Here is a 23,350-nt window from a genome sequence, read left to right as displayed (position 1 = left end):
GCGTGCGTGTCTGCACACGACACACCGCGGAAACTCGGACAAAAGCGCGCGCTCGCGCGCGTCGACAGCGCGGTATCTGTCACTGGTTCTCCGCCATGAGGTCGATGAACTGGTCGAACAGGTACTCCGCGTCGCGCGGGCCCGCGGCGGCCTCGGGGTGGTATTGGACGGAGAAGGCGCGGCCGTCGCGCAACCGGACTCCCTCCACCACACCGTCGTTGGCGCAGGTGTGGCTGACCTCGGCCTGACCGAACGGGGTGTCGAAGGTCTGGCCCGCTTCGCCTTCCAGCGCGAAGCCGTGGTTCTGGGCGGTGATCGACACCCGTCCGGTGGCATGGTCCATCACCGGGATGTTGATGCCGCGGTGGCCGAACACCATCTTGTAGGTGCCCAATCCGAGCGCCCGGCCCAGGATCTGGTTGCCGAAGCAGATGCCGAACAGAGGGATCCCGGCGTCGAGCACGTCGCGCGTGACAGCGACGACGCGGTCGGCGGTCGCCGGGTCACCCGGACCGTTGGACAGGAAGACACCGTCGGGCTTGAGTTCGGCGATGTGCTCGAAGGTGGCCGAGGACGGCAGCACCACACTGCGGATTCCACGCTTGGCGAAGTTGCGCGGGGTGTTGGTCTTGATCCCCAGGTCCAGCGCGGCGACGGTGAACCGTTGCGGCCCATCCGGTTCGACCACGTAGTCGGCGGCGGTGCTGACCTCACCGGCGAGGTCGGCGCCGAGCATGGACTCCTGCCCGCGGACCCGGGCCACCAGTTCGTCGACCGGAGCCTCGGCGGCGACACCGCTGAAGATCCCGGCCTTCATCGAGCCGCGGCTGCGCAGATGGCGCACCACCGCACGGGTGTCGATACCGCCGATCCCGACGATGCCCTGACGCGTCAGTTCCTCGTCGAGGGTGCCGGTGGCGCGCCAGTTCGACGCCCGCGGCGACGGGTCGCGCACGGCGTACCCGGCCACCCAGATCCTGTCGCCGCGGCTTTCGCTGTCGTCGTGGTTCCAGCCGGTGTTGCCGATCTGCGGTGCGGTGGCGACCACGATCTGGCGGTGGTAGCTCGGGTCGGTCAGGGTTTCCTGGTAACCCGACATACCGGTCGAGAACACGGCTTCACCGAGCGTCTCGCCGACCGCGCCGAAGGTGGTGCCGGTGAACACCCGGCCGTCCTCCAGCACCAGTAGGGCCTTGTTCGTCATGCGTTCTCCTCGGGAAACCATTTGGCGTAGTCACTGCGGTTGTCGGCGCGGAAGCCGGTGTCGATCTCGGTCCCCGACGGCAGTCGCCACCGGATCGCCAGGATGGCGTCGTGGGACTGGGCCTCCCCCCCGGTCGCCCCGCTCCTTCCCCCGAGGATCACCTTGCCGGCGAGGTTCTTCACCGTGCGGATCTCCGAGATCGCGTCGTCAGGCATCCAGATCGGCCCGGCGCCGGTGCGCTGCAACATGATTCCCTCGGGGTAGCGGGTGAGCACGGCCTTGGCGCGGAACCCGAGGTCGCCGGCGGCGACCCGGTCGTTCCAGTGCGGGGCCAGCGTGCTGCCGATGTAGAGGCCCTTGGTGGCCGGCACGAGTGCCGGGCCGACGGTCTCAGGCAGCGGCGGCAGGGTGCCGATCATCTCGGCCTGACGCTGCACGCGGCGCCGCCACCCGCGCATCATCGCCTGGATGAGCACCGCGATCAGCAACGCCAGGATCGCCGCCATCACCAGCGAGGCGACCAGCGTCGGGGTGTTCATCCGTTCACCTTCCCGTCGCGGGCGGTGATCTTGCCCCGCAGCAACGTCGCCGTGACCACTGCGGGCAACTCCATGTCCAGGTAGGGCGTGTTGTCCGACCGGCTGGCCAGATCCGGACCCTTGACCGTCCACCTCGCCGCGGGGTCGACCACGGTCAGGTTGGCCGGCTCCCCTACCTCCAACGGCCTGCCCTGATCCGGCAGCCCGACGATCCGGGCCGGCGCCTCACTCATCACCCGGGCCACGTCACGCCAGGTGATCAGACCGGGGTCGACCATCGTCTCGACGACGACGGACAGCGCGGTCTGCAGGCCGAGCATGCCGGGCCGCGCGTTGGCGAACTCGCACATCTTCTCGTGTTCGGCGTGGGGCGCGTGATCGGTTGCCACACAGTCGATCACCCCCTCGGCGAGGGCCTGACGCAGCGCGACCGCGTCACTGGCCTCACGCAGCGGCGGGTTCACCCGGTTGCGGCCGTCGTAGGTCTGCAGCCGCGTGTCGTCGAGCAGCAGATGGTGCGGGGTGACCTCGGCGGTGATCGCGATGCCCTGTTCTTTGGCCCACCGCACCAGCTCCACGCTGCCCGCCGTGGACGCGTGGCAGATGTGCACCCGGGCGCCGGCGTCGCGGGCGAGCAGCGCGTCACGGGCCACGATCGATTCCTCGGCCGCGCGCGGCCAGCCGGCCAGCCCCAGCCGGGCGGCGTTGGGACCCTCATGGGCGACGGCGCCGACGGTCAGGCGCGGCTCTTCGGCGTGCTGGGCGATCAGCACGCCCAGACCCGACGCGTACTCCAGCGCGCGCCGCATCACCAGCGGATCGTCGACACACACACCGTCGTCGGAGAACATCCGCACCCCTCCGGCGCCGGCGGCCATCAGCCCCATCTCGGTGAGCTGCTTGCCACCCAGGCCGACGGTGACCGCGCCCACCGGGTGCACGTCGACCAGACCGACCTGCTGGCCGCGGTGCCACACGTGGTCGGTGACCACCACCGAGTCGGCCACCGGATCGGTGTTGGCCATCGCGAACACCGCGGTGTATCCCCCGAGAGCCGCTGCGGCCGAACCGGTTTCGATGTCCTCGGCGTACTCGCGGCCGGGTTCACGCAGGTGGGTGTGCAGGTCTACGAAGCCCGGCAGCAGGATCTGCCCGTCGCAGTCGATGAGTTCGTCGGCGGTCAGGTCCTGACCGATGTCCGCGATCTGCCCGTCGCGCACCAGCACGTCGACCGGCTCACCCTCGCCGTAGAGACGCACCGACTTGAGTACCACCGGCGGAGTCATGCGCTGATCGCTTCCTGCTCGGATCCGACGAGCAGGTGGAACAGCACCGCCATCCGGACGTGGACACCATTGGAAACCTGTTGCAGCACCGCCGATTGCGACGAGTCCGCCACCGAGTACGCGATCTCCATACCGCGCAGCATCGGCCCGGGGTGCAGCACGACGGCGTGCCCGGCCAGCCGGGACTGGCGCTTCTCGGACAAGCCGTAGCGCACCGAGTACTCCCGCGAGGAGGGGAAGAAAGCGCCGTTCATCCGCTCGGCCTGCACCCGGAGCATCAGCACGGCGTCGGCCAGGGGCAGCTCGGCGTCGAGGTCATGGGACACCGTCACCGGCCAGTCGGCGACGCCCACCGGCAGCAGGGTCGGCGGCGCGACGAGCACGACCTCGGCGCCGAGGGTGTGCAGCAGCGCCACATTGGACCGGGCGACGCGGCTGTGCAGCACATCCCCGACGATCACGACCCGCCGGCCTTCGACGGAGCCGAGCCGCTGCCGGATGGTCAGCGCATCCAGCAGCGCCTGGGTGGGGTGTTCGTGAGTTCCGTCACCGGCATTGATGATGGAGGGGCTCTCCGAGGGGTCGTCCGCCACCAGCGTCCAGGCGGCCAGTTGCTGGGCCGCGCCCGAGGCGGGGTGACGGATGATCAGCGCGTCGGCGCCGGCGGCGCGCAGGGTCAGCGCGGTGTCGCGCAGCGATTCCCCTTTGGCCACAGACGATCCCGAGGCGCTGACGTTGATCACGTCCGCGCTCATCCACTTGCCCGCGACCTCGAACGACACTCTGGTGCGGGTGGAGTTCTCGTAGAACATCGTGATGATGGTGCGGCCCCGCAGGGTGGGTAGCTTCTTGACCTCGCGCCCCACCAGCGCTTCGGCGAACCGGTCGGCGTTGTCGAGGATCGCGGTCGCGTCGTCGCGGCTCAGATCGGCCGCGGTCAGCAGGTGCTTCACCTGGCAGGCCCTCCATAGGGTGCGATGCGGACGCCGTCGTGTCCGTCGTCCTCGGTGAGGCGGACCTTGACGTTCTCGGCGCGCGATGTCGGAACGTTCTTGCCGACGTAGTCGGCGCGGATCGGCAGCTCGCGGTGACCACGGTCGACGAGCACCGCCAGCTGGACCGATTTGGGCCGGCCCAGGTCGCGCAGCGCGTCGAGCGCCGAGCGCACCGACCGACCGGAGTACAGCACGTCATCGACGAGCACCACCAGCGCTCCGTCGATCCCGCCGTCGGGGATGGAGGTCTCCGCGAGCGCGCGGGGCGGCTTGGTCATCAGATCGTCGCGGTAGAGCGTGATGTCGAGCGCCCCGTGTGCCACCTCGACGCCACTGAACTCGGCGATGTTGCGGGCCAGCCGGGTGGCGAGAGTCACACCGCGGGTCGGGATCCCGAGGAGAACGACCCGCGGGCCGTCGGGACCGTCGAGCGCGGTCTTCTCGATGATCTGGTGGGCGATACGGGCAATGGTGCGGCTGACGTCCGCTGCGGACATCAGCTCCCGGTCGTGACCGGAATGGTCGGGTGCGCCCACGAGGAGCCGGACCTCCTTCTCCGCCTCACGGGACGGATCGTTAAAGGATGTCGGAAACTTCGGCGAGCTTAGCACCGACGGAAGGTGGCGACGTATTCGGCAGGTAGCCTCGGCCGGATGAATCTCGACCGCAACAAGGCCTCCATCGTCGATGCGATCGACGCAGGACTGCTGGCGGGCGCAGTCACGCTCGTGTGGCACGCCGGCGAGGTGCGCCAGGTAAACGAGCTGGGTTACCGAGACGTCGAGGCCCGGCTACCGATGCAGCGCGACACGATCTTTCGCATCGCGTCGATGACGAAGCCAGTGACGGTGGCCGCCGCGATGTCGATGATCGAAGAAGGCAAGCTGCGGCTCACCGACCGGGTCGCGACGTGGCTGCCGGAGCTCGCCGACATGCGGGCGCTCGTCGAGCCCCGCGGACGCCTCGACCGCACCGTGCCCGCGCAGCGCCACATCACCGTCGAGGACCTGATGACCCACCGCAGTGGGCTCGCGTACATGTTCTCAGTGCTCGGCCCGCTGTCGGACGCGTACCGCAAGCTGCCGACCCGCCAGGATCAAGACCGCTGGCTGGCCGAACTTTCGGCGCTGCCGCTGGCGCACCAGCCCGGCGAGCGCCTGACCTACAGCCACGCCACCGACGTGCTGGGCATCGCGCTGTCGCGGATCGAGGGCAAACCGCTCAGCGAGGTACTCACCGAACGGATCCTGGGCCCATTGGGCATGTCGGACACCGGTTTTCACGTCGGCACTACCGGCAGGCGCCGTGCGGCCACGATGTACCAACTGGACAACGACAACACGCTGCGCCACGACGTGATGGGGCCGCCGCCGATCGTGGATCCCCCGTTCTGCACGGGCGGCGCCGGGCTGTTCTCAACCGTGGACGACTACCTGCGCTTCGCCAGGATGCTGCTCGCCGGCGGGGAGCTCGACGGGGTCCGGGTGCTGTCCGAGGAGTCGGTCGAGTTGATGCGCACCGACCGGCTGACCGACGAGCAGAAGCGCCAGGACTTCCTCGGTGCGCCGTTCTGGATCGGCCGCGGCTTCGGGTTGAACCTCTCGGTGGTGACCGACCCCGCAAGGTCACGGCAGTTGTTCGGCCCCGGCGGCCTCGGCACGTTCTCCTGGCCCGGCGCCTACGGCACGTGGTGGCAGGCCGATCCGTCGGCGGATGTGATCCTGATCTATCTGATCCAGAACATGCCGAATCTGACCGCGGACGCGGCCGCTGCGGTCGCCGGGAACACCTCGCTGGCGAAGCTGCAGAGCGCACAGCCGAAGTTCGTACGCAGCACGTATCAAGCGCTGGGCCTCTGAGCGAGCCTCTCCAACGCTAAATGTCGGACGGGCAGGGTAGCGTCGGGTTTATGTTCGAAAGTGTGTTCGATGTCGATTTCGATGTTGATGAGGGGGCGTCGCAGGCCGAGTTGCGGGCGGTGGTCGAGCGGTGTGAAGCGCTGAAGTCGGCCGCGGCCGCCGCCCAGGCCCGCGCGACCGCGTTGTGGGCGGCCAAACGCCGCGCCGCCGAGGACGCCGCCGGGATCCGCGCCGATCGGCGCGGGAAAGGGTTGGCCTCCGAGATCGCGTTGGCCCGCCGTGATGCCCCGGTGTGCGGGGGACGCCATCTCGGGTTCGCCCAGGCCCTGGTCGAGGAGATGCCCTACACGTTGGCCGCGCTGGCGTGCGGGGCGCTCTCGGAATGGCGGGCCACCCTGATCGTGCGGGAATCCGCCTGCCTGAGTGTGCAACATCGTCGCCAACTCGATGAAGAACTGTGTGCCGATCCGTCGCGGTTGACGGGGTGGGGCAACAAGCGCGTGGAGGCCGAGGCCAAGAAGATCACCGCCCGCCTGGACGCCGCCGCGGTGGTGGCACGTTCAGACAAGGCCGCCGCCGATTGTGCGGTGTCCTGTCGGCCCGCCCCCAACACCATGGTCTACGTCACGGTGCGGCTGCCGCTGGCCCAAGGGGTCGGGCTGTATGCGGCGTGCAAACGCGCCGCCGACACCAGCGGGGACGGGCGCCCGCGCGGGCAGGTGATGGCCGAGACGATCTATGAACGGGTCACCGGGCATCCCGCTGCCGGGCCGGTGCCGATCGCACTGAATCTGGTGATGGCCGACACCACCCTGGCCGGTGATGACGACGAGCTGGGCTGGCTGGACGGGTACGGCCCGGTCCCGGCCGGGTTCTGCCGGGCCCTGACCGCCGATGCGGTTGCTGATGCCCAACCCAAAGCCACCCTGCGCCGGCTCTACCGCCATCCCGACAGTGGGCAGTTGGTGGCGATGGAATCGGCCGCCCGGATCTTCCCGAAAGGACTGGCGCAGCTGCTCGAGCGCCGCGACCGCACCTGCCGGACCCCGTACTGCAACGCCGTGATCCGCCACCACGACCACGCCACACCCGATCGAGCCGGCGGGCCGACCAGCGCACGCAACGGCCTCGGCATGTGCGAGGCCTGCAATTACGCCAAAGAAGCCCCCGGCTGGCAGGTCAACACCACCGACACCGACGGGGAGCACACCGCCGAATTCACCACCCCCACCGGGGCGATCTATCGCACCAGCGCACCCCAACTACCCGGCCCACCGGTCCGCCGCCGCCTCAGCCTCCTCGAAGGCAAACTCACCATCGACCTCATCACCTTCGACGCCGCCTGATCGTGTAAATCCCTAGGCGACACCGAGTTTCGCCGCGAGGTCCAGCACGGCCTCCGCTCGGGCGCGGGTGGGTCCCACGCTGCCGTCATACGGAGCGGTCGGCGCATCGAGGCGTTTCATGGTCGAACGGGCTTCGTCGATCTCCAATGCGGACGGACTGAGCAGTGCATTGATGGTCTTGGCATGACCGGCGTCCAGACAGAGCCGACCAGTCATCCCGGCAGCCTTCGCAACGTCGGTGTCGCGGGCGAGGTGCCGTGCCTGGTCACGCAGGGTGGGTCCGTCGATCGGGGCGGGCAGCCCTGCCGCCCGACTGGCGACAACCAACCGGACACGCGGATAAGCGAGCACCAGCGGGTCGCCGGACATCCCGGTGTCGCGCCGAAAGTCGCCGATTCCGAACGCGATTCGTGAACTGCGGCGTGCGATCCCGAGCGCCGACTCGATGCCGAGCGCGGATTCGATCAGAGCGACCAGCGGCACCCCGGCGGTCAACCGGGCAGCGGTGGCCGAGAGTTCGTCGGCCGATTCAGTCTTGGCGAGCATCACGCCGTCCAATCCGGGCGCCGATCCGACCGCAACGGCCTGCCGCCCGGAGCGCTTCTCGGCCGCCGGCAATCCGTCCTCAAGGTCGAGCACCACGACGTCTGCCGCGCCGGTCGTCTGATGTGCGACATCCGGCCCGCCCGGTTGCAGCAGCCACGTCCTGGCCAGAGACCAGTGCGGTCGGCGGACGCCCAAAGCGGAGGAAACCGTCATCCGATCACTGTCTGCCCGCGGCCGCCGCCGGGAAAGGTTGCGCACATTTTGTTCAGGCGCGGGCCGATCACAGCGACTGGGACAGCACCCGGCCGAACTGCAGCAGCCGCTGCATCTGCGCGAGCCCGCCATTGTCGACGGACTTCACGAAACGGAACGATTCGCAGTAGATGTCGGTCTCGGTGGCCGACTTCTGCCGCGACCTGGTAATCAGCTGCGTGTACAGCCGCAGCTTCACCTCTGCCAACCGTCGCGTGCCGTCGCCGAGCACCTCGTACTCGGTGGACAGCACCTGGTCGGTCAGCGTGGACAGCAGGATCGTGCGGACCGAGGACAGCAGGATGCGGCGCGGTTCGTCGCCGCTGTCGTGCGCGGCGGCATCGTCGTCGGCGCGCCACATGATGAGGCGGCGGCCGTCGGTGGCCAGCACCTCCTGCCAGAGCGCCTCACCCCACCTCTCCTCGGTGAAGCCTCGCGACATCACGAAAGACCTGATCGACGTCGGCTCGACGACGGACCGGATTTGATCCAGCGCCAAATCGGGGTCGCGCAGATACACCCGGGCCGCATCCTGCACGCTGGTGTACGGGGCCCAGTCCTGGGGCGCGCCCATCTACGTACCGCTACCGCCGTCGTGCCCGCCCTGCACCGCGGCCGCCGCGGCGCGGATCTGCGGTGTCACCAGCATCACCTGCCCGAGCACACCGTTGACAAAGCCGGGCGAGTCGTCGGTGGAGAGCTGCTTGGCCAGTTCCACCGCCTCGTCGACGGCCACCGGCTCCGGTACGTCCTCGGCATGCAGCAGTTCCCACACCGCCACCCGCAGGATGGCCCGGTCAACGGCCGGCAACCGGTCCAGCGTCCAGCCCTGCAGGTGCGACGAGATCAGGTCGTCGATGTGTGCGGCGTGCTCGGTGACCCCCCGGGCCACCGTGACGGTGTACGGGTTGAGCGGTGCGACGTCGTCGGTCTGCTTCTCGGCCAACGCATTTCGGGCCTCAGCAACCTCCGCTGCGGAGATGCCACGGGCCTCGGCCTCGAAGAGGAGATCGACGGCGCGTTTACGGGCCTGGTGCCGCCCCCGGTCGCCCCTTCGGTCAGGCATCCCGTCGCTCCGCTTCGCTCGCCCAGGTGTCAGGCATTGACCCTTCCCAGATAGCTACCGTCGCGCGAATCCACCTTGAGCTTGTCGCCGGTGTTGATGAACAACGGCACCTGGATCTCGGCGCCGGTCTCCAGCGTCGCCGGCTTGGTGCCGGCGCTGGACCGGTCGCCCTGCAGACCGGGCTCGGTGTGGGCGACCACGAGCTCGACCGTCACCGGCAGCTCCAAATACAGCGGCGTCCCGTCATGAAACGCGATCTGCACCGGCATGCTCTCCAGCAGGAATCCGGCAGCACGTCCGACCAGAGCCTCGGGCAGCGGGTGCTGCTCGTAGTCCTCGGAGTCCATGAACACGAAGTCCGAACCGTCGCGGTACAGGTAGGTGGCGTCGCGGCGGTCCACTGTCGCGGTCTCCACCTTGACCCCGGCGTTGTAGGTCTTGTCGACGACCTTGCCGGACACCACGTTCTTCAGCTTGGTGCGCACGAAGGCCGGGCCCTTACCCGGCTTGACATGCTGAAATTCGACGATCTGCCACAGCTGGCCGTCGATCTGAAGGACGAGCCCGTTCTTGAAGTCGGCGGTCGATGCCACGCGGTTGTACTCCTAGCTTTCTAGATGATCACCAGTTCCTTGGGGAACGTGGTGAGTAGTTCGGGGCGCTTGTTGACCACGAGCGTGTCCTCGATGCGGACACCGCCGCGGTCGGGCAGGTAGACGCCGGGCTCCACGGTCACCGCAGAGCCAGCAAGCAGTGTACCGGCGGCGGCGGCATTGATTCCCGGCGCTTCATGGATCTGCAGGCCCACCCCGTGGCCGAGGCCGTGACCGAAGTTCTCGCCATACCCGGCGTCGACGATGACCTGCCGCGATGCCGCGTCGACGTCCTTGAGGGCCACCCCAGGTTCCAACGCGTCCGTGCCGGCCCGCTGCGCGGCCGCGACGAGGTCGTAGACGTCGCGTTGCCAGTCCGCGACCGGTGCCAGCACGAAGGTGCGGGTCATGTCGGAGTGATAACCGGCCACCAGCGCACCGAAGTCGATCTTGACGAAATCCCCCGCGGCCAGCACCGCGTCGGTGGGCCGGTGATGCGGGACAGCTGAGTTCGCCCCGGTCGCGACGATGGTCTCGAACGACGCGCCGTCGGCGCCGTGCGAGAGCATCAGCGCCTCCAACTCGTTACGGACCTCCTTCTCGGTGCGGCCGGCGCGCAACCCGCCGCGGGCCAGCAGGTCGTGCAGCGCGGCGTCGGCCGCCTCGCATGCCAGCCGCAGCAGCGCGATCTCGCCGGCGTCCTTGACCTCCCGCAGACTCTCGACGGTGCCCGCCGCGCGGACGAACTCGCAGCCCTCCGCGGCCGCCTTGGTCAGTGCCGAGAACGCGTCGACGGTCACGACGTGACTCTCGAACCCGAGCCTGCGCACTCCCGCCGCGGCTGCCCGCGCCGCCAGATGAGGTCCGCAGGCCCGCTCGATGGCGACCTCGGCGTCGGGCGCCTGGTGCGCCGCCTGGGTTCGATACCGCCCGTCGGTGGCCAACACCGGCGTTTCGTCCTCGGCGAGCACCAGCAGGGCTGCATTGGAACCGGTGAAACCCGACAGGTAGCGCACGTTGACCAGGTCGGATACCAGCATGGCGTCCAGTCCGTCCTCGGCCAGGCGTCGACGCAGGCGGTCGCGGCGCTGAGAAATCGTCACAGCCGGTGACGCTACTCGCTAAGGTGAGGCCCCATGAGTAAGTGGTTGCTGCGCGGACTGGTGTTCGCGGCCCTGATGGTCATCGTCCGACTGCTGCAGGGTGCGTTGATCAACGCGTGGGAGACCAAGGCCGGTCTCATCAGCGCCGTCCTGGTCGCGGCGTACGCGATCGTGGTGCTGGTGTGGGGATACGCCGATGGCCGTAACGACGCCCGCAGGAATCCGGACCCGGACCGGCGTGCTGATCTGGCGATGACGTGGCTGCTGGCCGGTCTGTTCGCCGGTGTGGTCAGCGGCGCGGTGGCCTGGTTCATCGGGCTGTTCTACAAGACCCTGTACGTCGAGGGCCTGATCAACGAGCTGACCACATTCGCCGCGTTCACAGCGCTGCTGGTGTTCCTGTCGGCGATCATCGGGGTGTCGCTCGGTCGCTGGCTCGTCGACCGCAAGACACCCGACCAGCCCCGGCGCCGCGAAGGTGCCGATGACGACCGCGCCGACACCGACGTCTTCGCGGCGGTACGCGACGACCGCGACTACGAGACCCAGACGGCGGGCACCGAAACCGAGCAGCAGACCTCGCCGGTGGCGCTCGCCGAGGACGACTCCACCCGCCGCGAGCAGAACTAGCTGCGCGCCACCTCGGCGTACGCCGCGGCCAGCAGGGCCGGGTCGGGACCTTCCAGCCGTCCCGGCTTGCCCAGTCCGTCGAGCACCACGAACCGCAGCACACCGGCGCGGGTCTTCTTGTCGCCCAGCATCGACTCCATCAACTGCGGCAACGCGTCGGCGTCGTAGGTGACCGGCAGACCCAGCGAGGTCAGTATCGCGCGGTGCCGTTCGGCCGTGGCGTCGTCGAGCCGCCCGGCCAGCCGACCCAATTCGGCGGCGAACACCAGCCCAACCGACACGGCGGCGCCGTGGCGCCACTGGAAGCGCTCGCGACGCTCGATCGCGTGCGCGAGCGTGTGGCCGTAGTTCAGGATCTCGCGCAATTGCGATTCCTTCTCGTCGGCGGCCACCACCTCGGCCTTGACCACGACTGCCCGACGGATCAGCTCCGGCAGCACCGGTCCGGTCGGGTCGAGCGCCGCCTGCGGATCCGCCTCGATCAGGTCGAGGATCACCGGATCGGCGATGAATCCCGCCTTCACGATCTCGGCCATGCCGGCCACGATCTCGTTGCGGGGCAACGATTCCAGGGTGGCCAGGTCGATCAGCACAGCCGCCGGCTGGTGGAACGCGCCGACGAGGTTCTTGCCCGCGTCGGTGTTGATACCGGCCTTGCCACCCACGGCGGCATCGACCATGCCGAGCAACGTGGTCGGGATGTGCACGATGTCGATGCCGCGCAACCAGGTGGCCGCGGCGAAGCCGGCCACGTCGGTGGCCGCTCCCCCGCCCAGGCTCACGATCGCGTCCTTGCGGCCGACGCCGATCCTGCCGAGCACCTCCCAGATGAACCCGACGACGGGCAGTTCCTTGCCGCCCTCGGCATCCGGGAGCTCGATGCGGTGCGCGTCGATCCCCTTGTCGGCCAGGTGTGCCCGGACCACCTCGGCGGTCTGGGTGAGGGTGGGCTGATGCAGGATCGCCACCTTGTGCCGGCCGTCGAGGATCCGCTCCAGGTCGCCGAGCAGCCCGGTCCCGATGATCACCGGGTAGGGCGGGTCGGTCCGTACCTCGACCGTTACCGGCTCTGTCACTGATCGTCCTTTCGCGCGCACGGCGAACCCGTGCTCTTCTTGGCCGCGACCGCGGCGGGACTGGGCGGCGCCTGCGTCGACGGGGACGCCGTCAACGACAGCGGGGCCCGGCGCCACACCGACCGCCTGCGGCGCCGCTCCGGTTTGGCGTTCGGGTTCTCCAGCCGGGTGACGATGTGGCGCACCACGGCGCCCGGGTTGCGGTGGTTGGTGTTGACCCGCATGGTCGCGACCTGTCGGTACAGCGGAACCCGTTGCGCCATGAGCGCTTTGAACTTCTCGGCGCGATCGGGGCCGGCCAGCAGCGGACGGACGTTCGAGCCCCCGGTACGGCGCACGCCCTCGGCGGCGCTGATCTCCAGGTAGACCACGGTGTGACCGCGCAGCGCCTCACGGACGCCCGCGGTGGTCACAGCCCCGCCGCCCAGCGACAGCACCCCGTCGTGATCGGCCAGTGCGTCGCGGATCACCTTCTCCTCGATACGGCGGAACTCCGCCTCGCCGTCGGTGGCGAAGATGTCGGCGATGGTGCGGCCGGTGCTCTTCTCGATCGCGGCGTCGGTGTCGAGCAGCGGCACGTCCAACGCCTTGGCCAGCCGCCGCCCGATCGTGGACTTGCCCGAACCGGGCAAACCGACGAGCACCGCCTTCGGGGTCATCAGCCCGAGGCCCTTGCCCCGCCGGTCGACGGTTCGCGGGCCGCGACGGTGCGAAGGTAACTGTCGATGTTGGCCCTGGTCTCGGCCAGCGAGTCACCGCCGAACTTCTCCAGCGCGGCGCGGGCGAGCACCAGCGCGACCATCGTCTCGACGACGACACCTGCGGCCGGCACCGCGCACACATCGGAGCGCTGGTGGATCGCGACGGCCTCGTCTCCGGTCGTCATGTCGACGGTGGCCAGCGCCCGCGGCACGGTGGAGATCGGCTTCATCGCCGCCCTGACCCGCACCGGCAGCCCGTTCGTCATCCCGCCCTCGAGTCCGCCGGCCCGGTTGGTGGACCGCATCACGCCGTCGGGACCGGGATAGATCTCGTCGTGGGCGACGCTGCCGCGGCGACGGGCGGTCTCGAAGCCGTCACCGATCTCGACGCCCTTGATCGCCTGGATGCCCATCACCGCACCGGCGAGCTGGCTGTCGAGACGATTCTCGCCGCTGGTGAACGAGCCCAGGCCGACCGGCAGTCCGTGCGCCACCACCTCGACCACCCCGCCCAGGGTGTCGCCGTCGCGTTTGGCGGCCTCGATCTCCTCGATCATCAGCGCCTCGCTGGCCGGATCGAACGCACGCACCGGGCTGGCGTCCACCGCGGCCAGATCGGCGGCCTGCGGGGGCGGGCCGTCGTAGGGCTTCGACGCCCCGATCGAGATGACGTGCGAAACGATCTCGACACCGAGCGCCTGCTGCAGGAACGCGCGGGCGACGGTACCCGCGGCCACCCGGGCCGCGGTCTCACGTGCGCTGGCGCGTTCGAGCACCGGGCGGGCGTCGTCGAAGCCGTATTTGAGCATGCCCGCGTAGTCGGCATGGCCCGGACGCGGCCGGGTCAGCGGAGCGTTCCGCGCAGCGCTGTCGGCCAGCACCTCGGGGTCGACCGGGTCGGCGGCCATGACGGCCTCCCACTTCGGCCACTCCGTGTTGCCGATCTCGATGGCGATCGGACCGCCCAGCGTGACACCGTGACGCAGCCCGGCCAGCATGGTGACCTGATCCTGTTCGAACTTCATCCGGGCCCCGCGGCCGTAGCCGAGGCGGCGGCGGGCGAGCTGGCCCGAGATGTCCCCGGAAGTCACCTGGACGCCGGCGACCATACCTTCGACCATGGCCACCAGCGCGCGGCCGTGGGATTCACCTGCAGTCGTCCATCGCAACACGCGGCCCATTTTCGCATGACGGACCCTCAGTCCCGAAAACCGGCGAGGAAGCGGTCGATCTCATCCTCGGCCCGCGCCGGCGTCATATACCCCGGGTATGTAAAGCGACGGTCAGCACTGCCCCGGTGGCCAGGCACATCGATGGCCCGTGCGGCACCGTGGGCGCACTACCCGCCAGCCGCAGACACATCGCCGCCATCGCGGTCAGCAGTGACGCGCCGACGGCGGCCAGCACCCACACGTCGGCGCCGAACGCGCCGGTCAGTGCGCCCAGGCCGGCCGCGAGCTTGACGTCCCCGGCGCCCATGGCCGCAGGCGCGACCAGGTGCACGCCCGCGTAGACGCTGAACAGCGCGGCCGCACCGAGCGTCGCGGCCGCACCGTGTCCGGTCACCACCGCCGCCACCAGGATCACCGCGGCCCCCGGAACGGTCAGCAGGTTCGGCAAGCGGTGATATCGAAAGTCGAACGCGCTCAGCGCAATCAGCCAGACCGATACCGCCACCGCGGCGGCCGTCGACCACAACTCCCCCATCACCTCAGGCTAGGGCCGGGAAAGCGCCGCTCTCATCGCCTCTTTAGGAGCCGGCAGACCCGTGAACTGCTCCACCTGGGTGAAGGCCTGGTTCAGCAGCATCTCCAGTCCGCCGATGATCTGCCCGCCCGCGGCCTGCACGGCCGCCGCCAGCGGGGTGGGCCACGGGTCATAGATCGCGTCCAGCAGCACGGGTGCGGTCGCGAACGCTTCGGCGTACGGCGCGACCGCGTCGGCCGGCACCGTGTTCACCACCACCTCGACTCCGGGCACCGCGCCGCTGAGCAGGTGGCGGTCCAGGTCGACCCACTCGGCGCTCGCACCGCAGCGCTGCGCGAGTTCGACCAGCGCGGCGGCCTTCTCGGCGTTGCGCGCCACCACCGACACCGACCGGGCGCCCAGCGTCACGAGCCCGACGACCGCCGCGGGGGCGGTGCCGCCCGAGCCGATCACCATCGCGCGATCCGGGACGTCGACACCGGTCAGCGCGCCGGCCACCCCGTCCACGTCGGTGTTGTCGGCACGCCAGCCGTCCGCGGTGCGCACCAGCGTGTTCGCCGAGCCGACGAGCCTGGCCCGGTCGGAAGCGTGATCGGCGAAGCGCAGCGCCGCGAACTTGCCGGGCATCGTCACCGACACCCCGACCCAGTCGGGGCCGAACCCGGCCACCAGAGCGGGCAGTTGCTCGCCCGTGCACTCGATGCGGTCGTAGGTCCAGTCTGTCAGGCCCAGCGCACGGTAGGCCGCCAGATGCAGCTGCGGGGAACGCGAATGCGCGATGGGCGACCCGAGCACGGCCGCACGTCGGGCACCGCTCACAACGTCACCTTGCCGAGTCGAGGACGCCGTTGCGCTGCGCGATCTCGATGTTGGCCAGGTGCTGCTCGTACTCACGGGTGAACAGCGTGGTGCCGCGCATGTCGACGGTTACGAAGTACAGCCAGTCCCCCGGCTCGGGCCGCTCGGCGGCCTGCAGCGCAGGTAGACCGGGCGAGCAGATCGGGGTGGCCGGCAGACCGGGCCGCACATAGGTGTTCCAGTCGGTGGCCTGGGCACGGTCGGCGTCGGTGGTGGCGACCTCGATGCGGTCCAGCGGATAGTTCACCGTGGAGTCGAACTCCAGTGTGCGGTTCACGTCGAGCCGGTTGTAGATCACCCGCGCCACCTTGGAGAAGTCCTCCGGGGTGGCCTCCCGCTGCACCAGCGAACCGACCGTCAGCACCTCATAGGGCGACAGGTTCGCCGCGGCGGCGGCGTCGAGAAGACCGCCCGCCTCGTACTGGGCGGTGCTCGCCGTGATCAGCGTCGCCAGGATGTCCTGCGGCTGCGCCGACGGATCGATGTTCCAGGAACCGGGCGCGATCAGGCCTTCCAGCCTGCGGTGATCCGAGCCGAGCGCGTCGACGACACGGGTCGCCCACTGCGGCACCCCGAGTTCGGTGGGGCCGGCGCCGCCGGCGACGTTCTTCAGTTCGTCGGCGGACACGCAGCGGCGGTCGCCGTCGAGGTTCACGCAGGACGCCTTGGCGATCAGCGTGAGGATGCCTTCGGTGACCGCGTTGGTCTTCACGTCGCGCACGTCGTCGAGCTGACGGCCCTCCGGGATCACCAGCTTGCCGACGCGGTTGCCCGGGTCGGCCAGCCGCGCCACGGCGTCGGCGGCCGGTATCTCGGTGCGCACCTTGTAGAACCCGGGCTGGATCGCCGAGATCGCCGCGTTCCCGTCGGCGGCCTCGACGAAGACCTTCACGTTGGCCACGACGTTGTTGTCATGCAGCGTCTGCCCGATCGCGGTGGTGGAGTCTCCGTCGTGCACCTCGATGACGACGTCGTTGACGCCGCCCCCGGCGAAGTCGTCGCCGGCGCCGCCGAACATCGAGTGCCACATCCGCGAGCCGAGGAACACTGCGGCGACCACGATGAGCACGAGCATCGTCAGCGCGGAGACGACGGCCACCCGCCGCCTGCGCTTGAGGCGCTCCTGACGGGCCCGTTCTCGCCGCGTCATCCGCTGCCGGGGCGGTCCCACCGCCAGCGGCTCGGCTCGATCACTCCGCCAGTCGTCAGTCATCCGAGACCTCTCCGTGTGCAGGCAACGCTGCCCGCCGCTGGTCCAGCCAGTTCTGAAGGATCCCCACCGCCGCGGCCTGATCGATCACCGATCGCTGGCCGCGGGCACGAACACCTGCCTCCCGCAGGGCACGCTGCGCCGTCACCGTTGTGAAACGCTCGTCGCTCAGCCGCACCGGGACCGGCACGACACGCCCGGCCAGCGCGTCGGCGACCGCCACGGCGTCCTGCGCCGAGGAACCGGCCCGGTCGGCCAGCGTGCGCGGCAGACCGACAACGACCTCGACGATCTGATACTCGTCGACCAGCGCCGCCAACCGGCGCAGATGCCGGGTGCCGCGCTTGTCGCGGGGAACGGTCTCGACGGGTGTGGCCAGGATCGCGTCCGGGTCGCTGACCGCGACCCCGATCCGGACCGTGCCGACGTCGATCCCGAGCCGACGCCCCCGCCCCGGATCCGCAGCAGTGCTCGGATCCCCCGGCCGGTCGGGCGTGCGGCTGGTCGAGTCGGTGTCGGGCACGGGGTCAGCTCCGGCCGATCTCCGCGCGAATCGCCGCCAGCGCCGCGTCGATGCCCGCCGCCCCCTTACCGGAGCCCTGGGCCAGTTCGGCCTTGCCGCCGCCGCGGCCGTCGACCACGCCCGCGATGACCTTGACCAGCTCGTCGGCGCGCAGCCCCTTGTCCTGGGCCGCGGGGTTGACCGCCACCACGAACGGCACCGTTTCGTTCTCCCCCTCGGCGATCAGCGTGATCACCGCGGCGTCGCCGCCCAGCTTGCCGCGGATGTCGCCGACCAGGGAGCGGAGGTCGCCGCCGGAGATCCCGCCGGCCATCCGCTGCGCCACCAGTTTCACGCCGCCGATCTGCTCGGCCCCGGCAGCGGCGTTGACCGCGGCCGAGCGCGCGTTGGCCAACCGCAGCCGGTCGAGCTCCTTCTCGGCGGCGCGCAGCCGCTCCACCAGCGTGGCGACGCGGTCGGGCACCTCCTCGGAGGGCACCTTCAGTGACGACGCCAGGCCGGCCATCAACGCGCGCTCCTTGGCGAGGTGACGGAACGAGTCCAGCCCCACATAGGCCTCCACCCGGCGCACCCCGGAACCGACCGAGGACTCACCGAGGATCGTCACCGGGCCGATCTGCGCCGAGCTGCGCACGTGGGTGCCGCCGCAGAGTTCCAGCGAGAACGGCCCGCCGATCTCGACCACACGCACCTCGTCGGGATAGTTCTCGCCGAAGAGCGCCATGGCACCCATCGACTTGGCCTTCTCCAGTTCGGTGGTGAAGCTGTGCACCTCGAAGTCGGCCTCGACCGCCTCGTTGGTGACTTCTTCGATTTGTGCGCTTTGCGCGTCCGTCAATGCGCCCTGCCAGTTGAAGTCGAACCGCAGGTATCCCGGCCGGTTCAGCGAACCGGCCTGAACGGCGTTGGGCCCCAACACCTGTCGCAGTGCGGCGTGCACCATATGGGTACCCGAATGGCCCTGTGTGGCGCCATGCCGCCAGCGCGGGTCGACCGCCGCGACGATCGTGTCGCCCTCGACGAACTCGCCGGACTCCACGTTCACGCGGTGCGCCCACAGCGTTTTGGCGATCTTCTGGACATCGGTGACGGCGGCCTTCGCCGTCTGCGAGGCGCCGGTGCCGGCGATGGCGCCCTCGTCGGCGATCTGTCCGCCGGATTCGGCGTAGAACGGGGTGCGGTCGAGGATCAGCTCGACTCGCTCCTGCGCGCCCTCGCGGCCGGTGTGCGTCACCACGGGCACCCGTTTGCCGTCCACGAAGATCCCGAGAACCCTTGCCTCGCTAGTCAATTCGTCGAAGCCGGTGAACTCGGTGGGGCCGGCGTCGACGAGTTCGCGGTAGGCCGACAGGTCGGTGTGCGCCTGCTTGCGCGCCGCCGCATCGGCTTTGGCCCGGGCCCGTTGCTCGGCCATCAGGCCGCGGAAACCCTCTTCGTCGACACTCAGGTCGGCCTCGGCGGCCATCTCCAAGGTGAGTTCGATCGGGAAGCCGTAGGTGTCGTGCAGGGTGAACGCGTCGCGCCCGGACAGCTTCCGGGCCCCCGATGCCTTCGTGGCGCGGGCCGCCTCGTCGAACAGCCTCGACCCGGACGCCAGCGTGCGGTTGAAGGCCGTCTCTTCGGCGACCGCGATGCGCTGGATGCGCTCGAAGTCCGTGGCCAGTTCCGGGTACGAGGGGCTCATCGCGTCGCGGACGGTGGCCATCAGCTCGGCCATGACCGGCTGCTCGACGCCGAGCAGCTTGGCGGCACGGATGATGCGGCGCAACAACCGGCGCAGCACGTAGCCGCGACCCTCGTTGCCCGGGCTGACGCCGTCGCCGATGATGATCGCGGCGGTGCGGCTGTGGTCGGCGATGATCCGGTAGCGGACGTCGTCGTCATGGACGCCCTGGCCGTATCCGCGCGGCGCCAGACCGGCGACCAGGTCGATGACCGGGCGCAGCAGGTCGGTCTCGTAGACGTTGTCCACGCCTTGGAGCAGGCACGCCACCCGCTCGATGCCCATGCCGGTGTCGATGTTCTGCCGCGGCAGCGGCCCGAGGATCTCGAAGTCCTCCTTCGAGGTGCCCTCACCGCGCTCGTTCTGCATGAACACGAGATTCCAGATCTCGATGTAGCGGTCCTCGTTGGCCTCGGGTCCGCCTTCGATGCCGTACTCGGGGCCACGGTCGTAGTAGATCTCCGATGACGGTCCGCACGGTCCGGGTATGCCCATCGACCAGTAGTTGTCGGCCATGCCGCGGCGCTGGATGCGTTCGGCAGGCAGGCCGGCCACCTCCTGCCAATACCCGACCGCCTCGTCGTCATCCAGATACACGGTGGCCCAGAGCCGTTCGGGGTCGAAGCCGTACCCACCCTGCTCGACCGGGTTGGTCAGCAGAGTCCAGGCGAACTCGATGGCGCCCTTCTTGAAGTAGTCGCCGAAGCTGAAATTCCCGGCCATCTGGAAGAAGGTGTTGTGCCGAGTGGTGACACCCACCTCGTCGATGTCCGGCGTTCTGATGCACTTCTGGATGCTGGTGGCGCGGTCCCACGGCGGAGTGCGCTGACCGAGGAAGTACGGCACGAACTGCACCATGCCGGCGTTGACGAACAACAGGTTCGGATCGTCGAGGATCACCGAAGCGCTGGGCACCTCGGTATGGCCCGCCTTCACGAAATGATCAAGGAACCGCTTCCTGATCTCGTGTGTCTGCACGTCCTGTTGTCCTTCGTTTAACCTGCGAATACTCGACCGCACCACAGTACCGGTCGCCCACAGGTGCGGGCCGTCAGCCCGACACGAAGCTCAGCCGGACCGAGCGGCTCGGATTGTCCCTGTTCAGGTCCACCAGCACGATGCTCTGCCAGGTGCCCAGCAACGGCCGGCCACCGGCCACCGGCACCGTCACAGACGGCGACACCAGCCCGGCAACACGTGGTCGGCGCCATGGCCGGGTGACCCGTGCGCGTGCCGGTACCGGTCGTCGCGCGGCAGCAGGCGTTCCAGCGCGTCGAGCAGGTCCGCATCCGATCCGGAGCCGGTCTCGATGAGCGCAAGGCCGGCCGTCGCGTGCGGGACGAACACGTTGCACAGCCCGTCCTGGCGGCCCGCACAGAAGGTCCGCACCTCCGAGGTGAGGTCGACGATGCGGCGGCGAGAGGTGTCGACGTCGAGCAGTTCGGTGTCCACCTGTCGAGGGTACGGGCCGGGCACCCGATTGACGTGCGCGTTTATTGACCGGCCGGTGGGGTATGCCTGCGCCAGCCTGACATTCGCTTCTGGAGGAAGACATGACCATCACCGGCATCATCAGCGCCATCCTCATCGGCATCGTCGTCGGCGTGCTCGGTCGGCTCGTACTGCCCGGCAAGCAGCCCATCGGCATGCTTGTCACCATCCTGGTCGGCATCGTATCGGCCCTCATCGGCACCGCGGTCGCCCGCGCCATCGGGATTCCGACGGCCACCAGCGGTGTCGACTGGCTCGAACTGCTCGTCCAGGTCGTCGTCGCAGCTCTGGGTGTGGCGCTGGTCGCCGCGCTCATGGGCCGCCGTCGCACCGGCATCACCGGTGGCCGCCGCTCGGGGATGATGCGGTAGACGGACCCCAACACCCCCCTTGGTGATCCCGGCTGGGCCCCCGACCAGCCGGGATCACCTCATCTGGGGGGGCGGTCAGTGTCGACGGCGGATGATCGCCCGCAGCTTCTCCACCCGGGTCGAGATCTCCCTTTCCACTCCACGGTTCGTGGGCCGGTAATAGTCGACCCCGATCAGCTCGTCAGGCGGATACTGCTGCGGCACAACCCCGTCGGGACTGTCATGGGCGTACTTGTAGCCGACCGCGTTACCCAGCTTCTGAGCGCCCGAGTAGTGACCGTCGCGCAGGTGCGCCGGAACCAGTCCGGCCTTACCCGCGCGGATGTCGGCCATCGCGGCGCCGAGCGCGGTGGTGACGGCGTTGGATTTGGGTGCGGTCGCCAAATACACCGTCGCGTGGGCCAGCGTCAGCTGCGCCTCCGGCATACCGATCAGCTGGACGGTCTGCGCCGCCGCGACCGCGATCTGCAACGCGGTCGGATCGGCCATTCCGATGTCCTCGCTGGCAAGGATCATCAGCCGGCGTGCGACGAAACGCGGGTCCTCGCCGGCCACCAGCATCCGGGCCAGGTAGTGCAGGGCGGCGTCGACGTCGGAGCCGCGGACGGACTTGATGAACGCGCTGACGACGTCGTAGTGCTGATCGCCGTCCCGGTCGTAGCGCACGGCCGCCTTGTCCAGGGACTGCTCGATGACCTCGACCGTCACAGTTCCCTGGCCGGCCGCGGACGTCTCGGCCGCCACCTCCAGCGCGGTCAGCGCCCGCCGGGCGTCGCCGGCTGCGAGCCGGACCAGCTGCTCGACGGCCTCGTCGGTGACCTTCACCTTTCCGTCCAGCCCGCGCGAATCCTCGATGGCCCGCCGGATCACCGTGTCGATGTCGGCCGGCGTCAGTGGCTGCAACTGCAGGATCAGCGAACGGCTCAGCAGCGGCGCGACGACGGAGAACGACGGGTTCTCCGTGGTCGCCGCGACGAGCAGCACCACCCGGTTCTCGACCGCGGCCAGCAGCGCGTCCTGCTGGGTCTTGGAGAACCGATGCACCTCGTCGATGAACAGCACGGTCGGCTGCCCCCGGAGAAGCGCGACGCGGGCCTCCTCGATCACCGCGCGCACCTCTTTGACACCGGCGGCCAGCGCCGACAACGCCTCGAACCGGCGGCCCGTGGCCTGCGAGATCATCGACGCCAGCGTGGTCTTCCCGGTCCCCGGCGGCCCGTACAGGATCACCGACGCGGCGCCGGAGCCCTCGATCAGGCGGCGCAGCGGCGAGTTCGGTGTGAGCAGATGCCCCTGCCCGACGACCTCGTCGAGCGAGGTCGGACGCATCCGCACGGCCAGGGGCGTCGAGGCTCCCGCGGCCGCCGGGCGCGCGGCAGGCGCCTCGCCGGGGTCGTCGAACAAGCTGTCGGACACGCTCCCTGCTTACACGGGGGCGGTGACGAAGTCGATGAGCTCCTCGACACGGCCGATCAGCTCGGGCTCGAGGTCGGTCCAGTCCCGCACCCGGGCCCGGATCTTCTGCCAGGCCGCGGCGATGTCCGCCTGGTCGCGGTGCTTCCAGCCGAGCGCGGCGCACACGCCGTGTTTCCAGTCCTGGCCTCTCGGGATCACCGGCCACTCGGCGATCCCGAGCCGGACAGGTTTGACCGCCTGCCAGATGTCGATGAACGGGTGCCCGACCACCAGGGTGTGCTCACCGCCGGGGCCGCGCCGCACCGCTTCGGCGATGCGGGCCTCCTTCGTGCCGGTCACCAGGTGGTCGACCAGCACGCCGAGGCGGCGTCCCGGTCCCGGGCGGAATTCGGCGACGATCGCGGCGAGATCGTCCACGCCGCCGAGGTACTCGACGACCACCCCCTCGATCCGCAGATCTTCGCCCCACACCTGCTCGACGAGCTCGGCGTCATGGCGGCCCTCGACGTAGATACGGCTGGCCAGCGCGACCTTCGCGCGGGCCCCTTTGACCGCGACGGAGCCGGACGCGGTGCGCGTCGGGGCGGCCGGCACCGCTTTCTTCGGCGGGGTCAGGATCACGGGCTCACCGTCGATCAGATAACCGGGACCGACCGGAAACGGTTTGGTACGGCCGTTGCGGTCTTCGAGCACCATCCGGCCGTATTCGACGCGCAGCACCGCACCGACGAAGCCGGTCTGGGCGTCCTCGACGACCATGCCGATCTCGATCGGCTGCTCCCGCGAGCGCGGCTTGCGGGCCTGGTGCGGGTTGTTGGACAGGATGTCGGCGCCATAGCGATCAGCCACCGGCTG

General features: G+C 69.6%; 23 protein-coding genes and 2 pseudogenes. 4 read left to right on the top strand and 21 right to left on the bottom strand.

What is annotated here, in order from left to right; translation table 11 throughout:
• Positions 1-79: 79 nt before the first annotated feature.
• Genes carA through pyrR form a run of 5 tightly spaced genes read right to left on the bottom strand, consistent with a single transcriptional unit; the run spans position 80 to position 4,560 of the window.
• A complete protein-coding gene (gene carA / locus ACTWP6_RS00340) occupies positions 80-1,204 on the bottom strand; it encodes a glutamine-hydrolyzing carbamoyl-phosphate synthase small subunit (RefSeq protein WP_443186535.1) in 1,125 nt (374 codons plus the stop codon).
• On the bottom strand, positions 1,201-1,743 hold the full coding sequence (locus ACTWP6_RS00335) for a PH-like domain-containing protein (protein ID WP_443186534.1): 543 nt from the start codon (positions 1,741-1,743) through the stop codon (positions 1,201-1,203). Before ACTWP6_RS00335 ends, carA begins: the two co-directional genes overlap by 4 nt.
• On the bottom strand, positions 1,740-3,029 hold the full coding sequence (locus tag ACTWP6_RS00330) for a dihydroorotase (protein WP_443186533.1): 1,290 nt from the start codon (positions 3,027-3,029) through the stop codon (positions 1,740-1,742). The genes ACTWP6_RS00335 and ACTWP6_RS00330 overlap by 4 nt, the downstream gene beginning before the upstream one ends.
• A complete protein-coding gene (locus ACTWP6_RS00325; protein WP_260752086.1) occupies positions 3,026-3,982 on the bottom strand; it encodes an aspartate carbamoyltransferase catalytic subunit in 957 nt (318 codons plus the stop codon). The genes ACTWP6_RS00330 and ACTWP6_RS00325 overlap by 4 nt, the downstream gene beginning before the upstream one ends.
• Positions 3,979-4,560, bottom strand: a complete 582-nt coding sequence (pyrR, locus tag ACTWP6_RS00320; protein WP_396884537.1) for a bifunctional pyr operon transcriptional regulator/uracil phosphoribosyltransferase PyrR — start codon at positions 4,558-4,560, stop codon at positions 3,979-3,981. The genes ACTWP6_RS00325 and pyrR overlap by 4 nt, the downstream gene beginning before the upstream one ends.
• 117 nt (positions 4,561-4,677) lie before the next feature.
• On the opposite strand from pyrR, the gene ACTWP6_RS00315 reads away from it, so the two are divergent.
• Positions 4,678-5,883, top strand: coding sequence for a serine hydrolase domain-containing protein (locus ACTWP6_RS00315; RefSeq protein ID WP_443186532.1), 1,206 nt, complete (start codon positions 4,678-4,680; stop codon positions 5,881-5,883).
• A gap of 50 nt (positions 5,884-5,933) precedes the next feature.
• Entirely contained in the window at positions 5,934-7,229 is a 1,296-nt protein-coding gene (locus tag ACTWP6_RS00310; protein WP_443186531.1) for an HNH endonuclease, read from the top strand.
• 12 nt (positions 7,230-7,241) lie between these two features.
• Here the strand turns inward: ACTWP6_RS00310 and ACTWP6_RS00305 are convergent, their stop codons facing one another.
• The 5 genes from ACTWP6_RS00305 to ACTWP6_RS00285 all read right to left on the bottom strand — a co-directional run bounded on the left by ACTWP6_RS00305 (position 7,242) and on the right by ACTWP6_RS00285 (position 10,789).
• Positions 7,242-7,988: an HpcH/HpaI aldolase/citrate lyase family protein gene (locus tag ACTWP6_RS00305; protein WP_260752082.1), complete on the bottom strand. Its 747-nt coding sequence runs from the start codon at positions 7,986-7,988 to the stop codon at positions 7,242-7,244.
• Between the two features lie 67 nt (positions 7,989-8,055).
• Positions 8,056-8,601: a hypothetical protein gene (locus ACTWP6_RS00300; protein WP_260752081.1), complete on the bottom strand. Its 546-nt coding sequence runs from the start codon at positions 8,599-8,601 to the stop codon at positions 8,056-8,058.
• Positions 8,602-9,093, bottom strand: coding sequence for a transcription antitermination factor NusB (gene nusB, locus ACTWP6_RS00295; RefSeq protein ID WP_260752080.1), 492 nt, complete (start codon positions 9,091-9,093; stop codon positions 8,602-8,604).
• A 29-nt stretch (positions 9,094-9,122) separates the two neighbouring features.
• Positions 9,123-9,686 carry an elongation factor P gene (gene efp / locus ACTWP6_RS00290; RefSeq protein ID WP_260752079.1) on the bottom strand — a complete coding sequence of 188 codons (564 nt, stop codon included), beginning with the start codon at positions 9,684-9,686 and terminating at the stop codon, positions 9,123-9,125.
• A 20-nt stretch (positions 9,687-9,706) separates the two neighbouring features.
• Complete coding sequence (locus ACTWP6_RS00285) at positions 9,707-10,789, bottom strand: M24 family metallopeptidase (protein ID WP_260752077.1); 1,083 nt, start codon at positions 10,787-10,789, stop codon at positions 9,707-9,709.
• Between the two features lie 33 nt (positions 10,790-10,822).
• On the opposite strand from ACTWP6_RS00285, the gene ACTWP6_RS00280 reads away from it, so the two are divergent.
• Positions 10,823-11,419 carry a B-4DMT family transporter gene (locus ACTWP6_RS00280; protein ID WP_260752076.1) on the top strand — a complete coding sequence of 199 codons (597 nt, stop codon included), beginning with the start codon at positions 10,823-10,825 and terminating at the stop codon, positions 11,417-11,419.
• Here the strand turns inward: ACTWP6_RS00280 and aroB are convergent.
• The 9 genes and pseudogenes from aroB to ACTWP6_RS00235 form a co-directional block, all read right to left on the bottom strand.
• Positions 11,416-12,495 carry a 3-dehydroquinate synthase gene (gene aroB / locus ACTWP6_RS00275; RefSeq protein ID WP_443186530.1) on the bottom strand — a complete coding sequence of 360 codons (1,080 nt, stop codon included), beginning with the start codon at positions 12,493-12,495 and terminating at the stop codon, positions 11,416-11,418. The two genes, ACTWP6_RS00280 and aroB, sit on opposite strands and share 4 nt — an antisense overlap.
• 149 nt (positions 12,496-12,644) lie before the next feature.
• Positions 12,645-13,154: pseudogene (locus ACTWP6_RS00270) on the bottom strand (shikimate kinase); the annotation flags it as partial.
• The gene (aroC, locus tag ACTWP6_RS00265; RefSeq protein ID WP_260752074.1) at positions 13,154-14,368 is read right to left on the bottom strand and encodes a chorismate synthase; all 1,215 of its coding nucleotides are present in this window, start codon (positions 14,366-14,368) and stop codon (positions 13,154-13,156) included. The pseudogene ACTWP6_RS00270 and the gene aroC, both read right to left, overlap by 1 nt.
• Before the next feature lie 82 nt (positions 14,369-14,450).
• Positions 14,451-14,903, bottom strand: coding sequence for a prepilin peptidase (locus tag ACTWP6_RS00260; protein WP_443186529.1), 453 nt, complete (start codon positions 14,901-14,903; stop codon positions 14,451-14,453).
• Between the two features lie 9 nt (positions 14,904-14,912).
• Entirely contained in the window at positions 14,913-15,722 is an 810-nt protein-coding gene (locus ACTWP6_RS00255) for a shikimate dehydrogenase (protein ID WP_443186528.1), read from the bottom strand.
• 4 nt (positions 15,723-15,726) lie between these two features.
• On the bottom strand, positions 15,727-16,974 hold the full coding sequence (locus tag ACTWP6_RS00250; RefSeq protein WP_260752070.1) for an endolytic transglycosylase MltG: 1,248 nt from the start codon (positions 16,972-16,974) through the stop codon (positions 15,727-15,729).
• Positions 16,967-17,494, bottom strand: a complete 528-nt coding sequence (gene ruvX, locus ACTWP6_RS00245; protein WP_260752069.1) for a Holliday junction resolvase RuvX — start codon at positions 17,492-17,494, stop codon at positions 16,967-16,969. Before ruvX ends, ACTWP6_RS00250 begins: the two co-directional genes overlap by 8 nt.
• Before the next feature lie 4 nt (positions 17,495-17,498).
• Entirely contained in the window at positions 17,499-20,195 is a 2,697-nt protein-coding gene (alaS, locus tag ACTWP6_RS00240) for an alanine--tRNA ligase (RefSeq protein WP_260752068.1), read from the bottom strand.
• A 73-nt stretch (positions 20,196-20,268) separates the two neighbouring features.
• Positions 20,269-20,657, bottom strand: a pseudogene (locus ACTWP6_RS00235) (secondary thiamine-phosphate synthase enzyme YjbQ).
• 113 nt (positions 20,658-20,770) lie between these two features.
• Between ACTWP6_RS00235 and ACTWP6_RS00230 the strand changes: the two are divergent.
• Complete coding sequence (locus ACTWP6_RS00230) at positions 20,771-21,079, top strand: GlsB/YeaQ/YmgE family stress response membrane protein (RefSeq protein WP_260752067.1); 309 nt, start codon at positions 20,771-20,773, stop codon at positions 21,077-21,079.
• Positions 21,080-21,154: 75 nt separating this feature from the next.
• Here the strand turns inward: ACTWP6_RS00230 and ACTWP6_RS00225 are convergent, their stop codons facing one another.
• Both ACTWP6_RS00225 and ACTWP6_RS00220 read right to left on the bottom strand, forming a co-directional pair.
• Positions 21,155-22,495, bottom strand: coding sequence for a replication-associated recombination protein A (locus ACTWP6_RS00225; protein WP_396884536.1), 1,341 nt, complete (start codon positions 22,493-22,495; stop codon positions 21,155-21,157).
• Positions 22,496-22,504: 9 nt separating this feature from the next.
• The gene (locus ACTWP6_RS00220) at positions 22,505-23,344 is read right to left on the bottom strand and encodes a DUF3097 domain-containing protein (RefSeq protein ID WP_260752066.1); all 840 of its coding nucleotides are present in this window, start codon (positions 23,342-23,344) and stop codon (positions 22,505-22,507) included.
• Between the last annotated feature and the right edge of the window lie 6 nt (positions 23,345-23,350).

Origin of the sequence: Mycobacterium sp. 4D054 (genome assembly GCF_052245755.1) — a bacterium.
GTDB lineage: Bacteria > Actinomycetota > Actinomycetes > Mycobacteriales > Mycobacteriaceae > Mycobacterium.
This window is presented reverse-complemented; position numbering and strand designations above follow the sequence as displayed.

Excerpts from the sequence above, each read along its gene's own strand:
- ACTWP6_RS00230 (WP_260752067.1), top strand. The coding sequence starts at position 20,771 with ATGACCATCACCGGCATCATCAGCGCCATCCTCATCGGCATCGTCGTC.
- ACTWP6_RS00280 (WP_260752076.1), top strand. The coding sequence starts at position 10,823 with ATGAGTAAGTGGTTGCTGCGCGGACTGGTGTTCGCGGCCCTGATGGTC.
- nusB (WP_260752080.1), bottom strand. The coding sequence starts at position 9,093 with ATGCCTGACCGAAGGGGCGACCGGGGGCGGCACCAGGCCCGTAAACGC.
- ACTWP6_RS00330 (WP_443186533.1), bottom strand. The coding sequence starts at position 3,029 with ATGACTCCGCCGGTGGTACTCAAGTCGGTGCGTCTCTACGGCGAGGGT.
- ACTWP6_RS00310 (WP_443186531.1), top strand. The coding sequence starts at position 5,934 with ATGTTCGAAAGTGTGTTCGATGTCGATTTCGATGTTGATGAGGGGGCG.
- ACTWP6_RS00335 (WP_443186534.1), bottom strand. The coding sequence starts at position 1,743 with ATGAACACCCCGACGCTGGTCGCCTCGCTGGTGATGGCGGCGATCCTG.
- ACTWP6_RS00315 (WP_443186532.1), top strand. The coding sequence starts at position 4,678 with ATGAATCTCGACCGCAACAAGGCCTCCATCGTCGATGCGATCGACGCA.
- ACTWP6_RS00260 (WP_443186529.1), bottom strand. The coding sequence starts at position 14,903 with ATGGGGGAGTTGTGGTCGACGGCCGCCGCGGTGGCGGTATCGGTCTGG.
- ACTWP6_RS00305 (WP_260752082.1), bottom strand. The coding sequence starts at position 7,988 with ATGACGGTTTCCTCCGCTTTGGGCGTCCGCCGACCGCACTGGTCTCTG.
- ACTWP6_RS00300 (WP_260752081.1), bottom strand. The coding sequence starts at position 8,601 with ATGGGCGCGCCCCAGGACTGGGCCCCGTACACCAGCGTGCAGGATGCG.
- ACTWP6_RS00250 (WP_260752070.1), bottom strand. The coding sequence starts at position 16,974 with ATGACTGACGACTGGCGGAGTGATCGAGCCGAGCCGCTGGCGGTGGGA.
- carA (WP_443186535.1), bottom strand. The coding sequence starts at position 1,204 with ATGACGAACAAGGCCCTACTGGTGCTGGAGGACGGCCGGGTGTTCACC.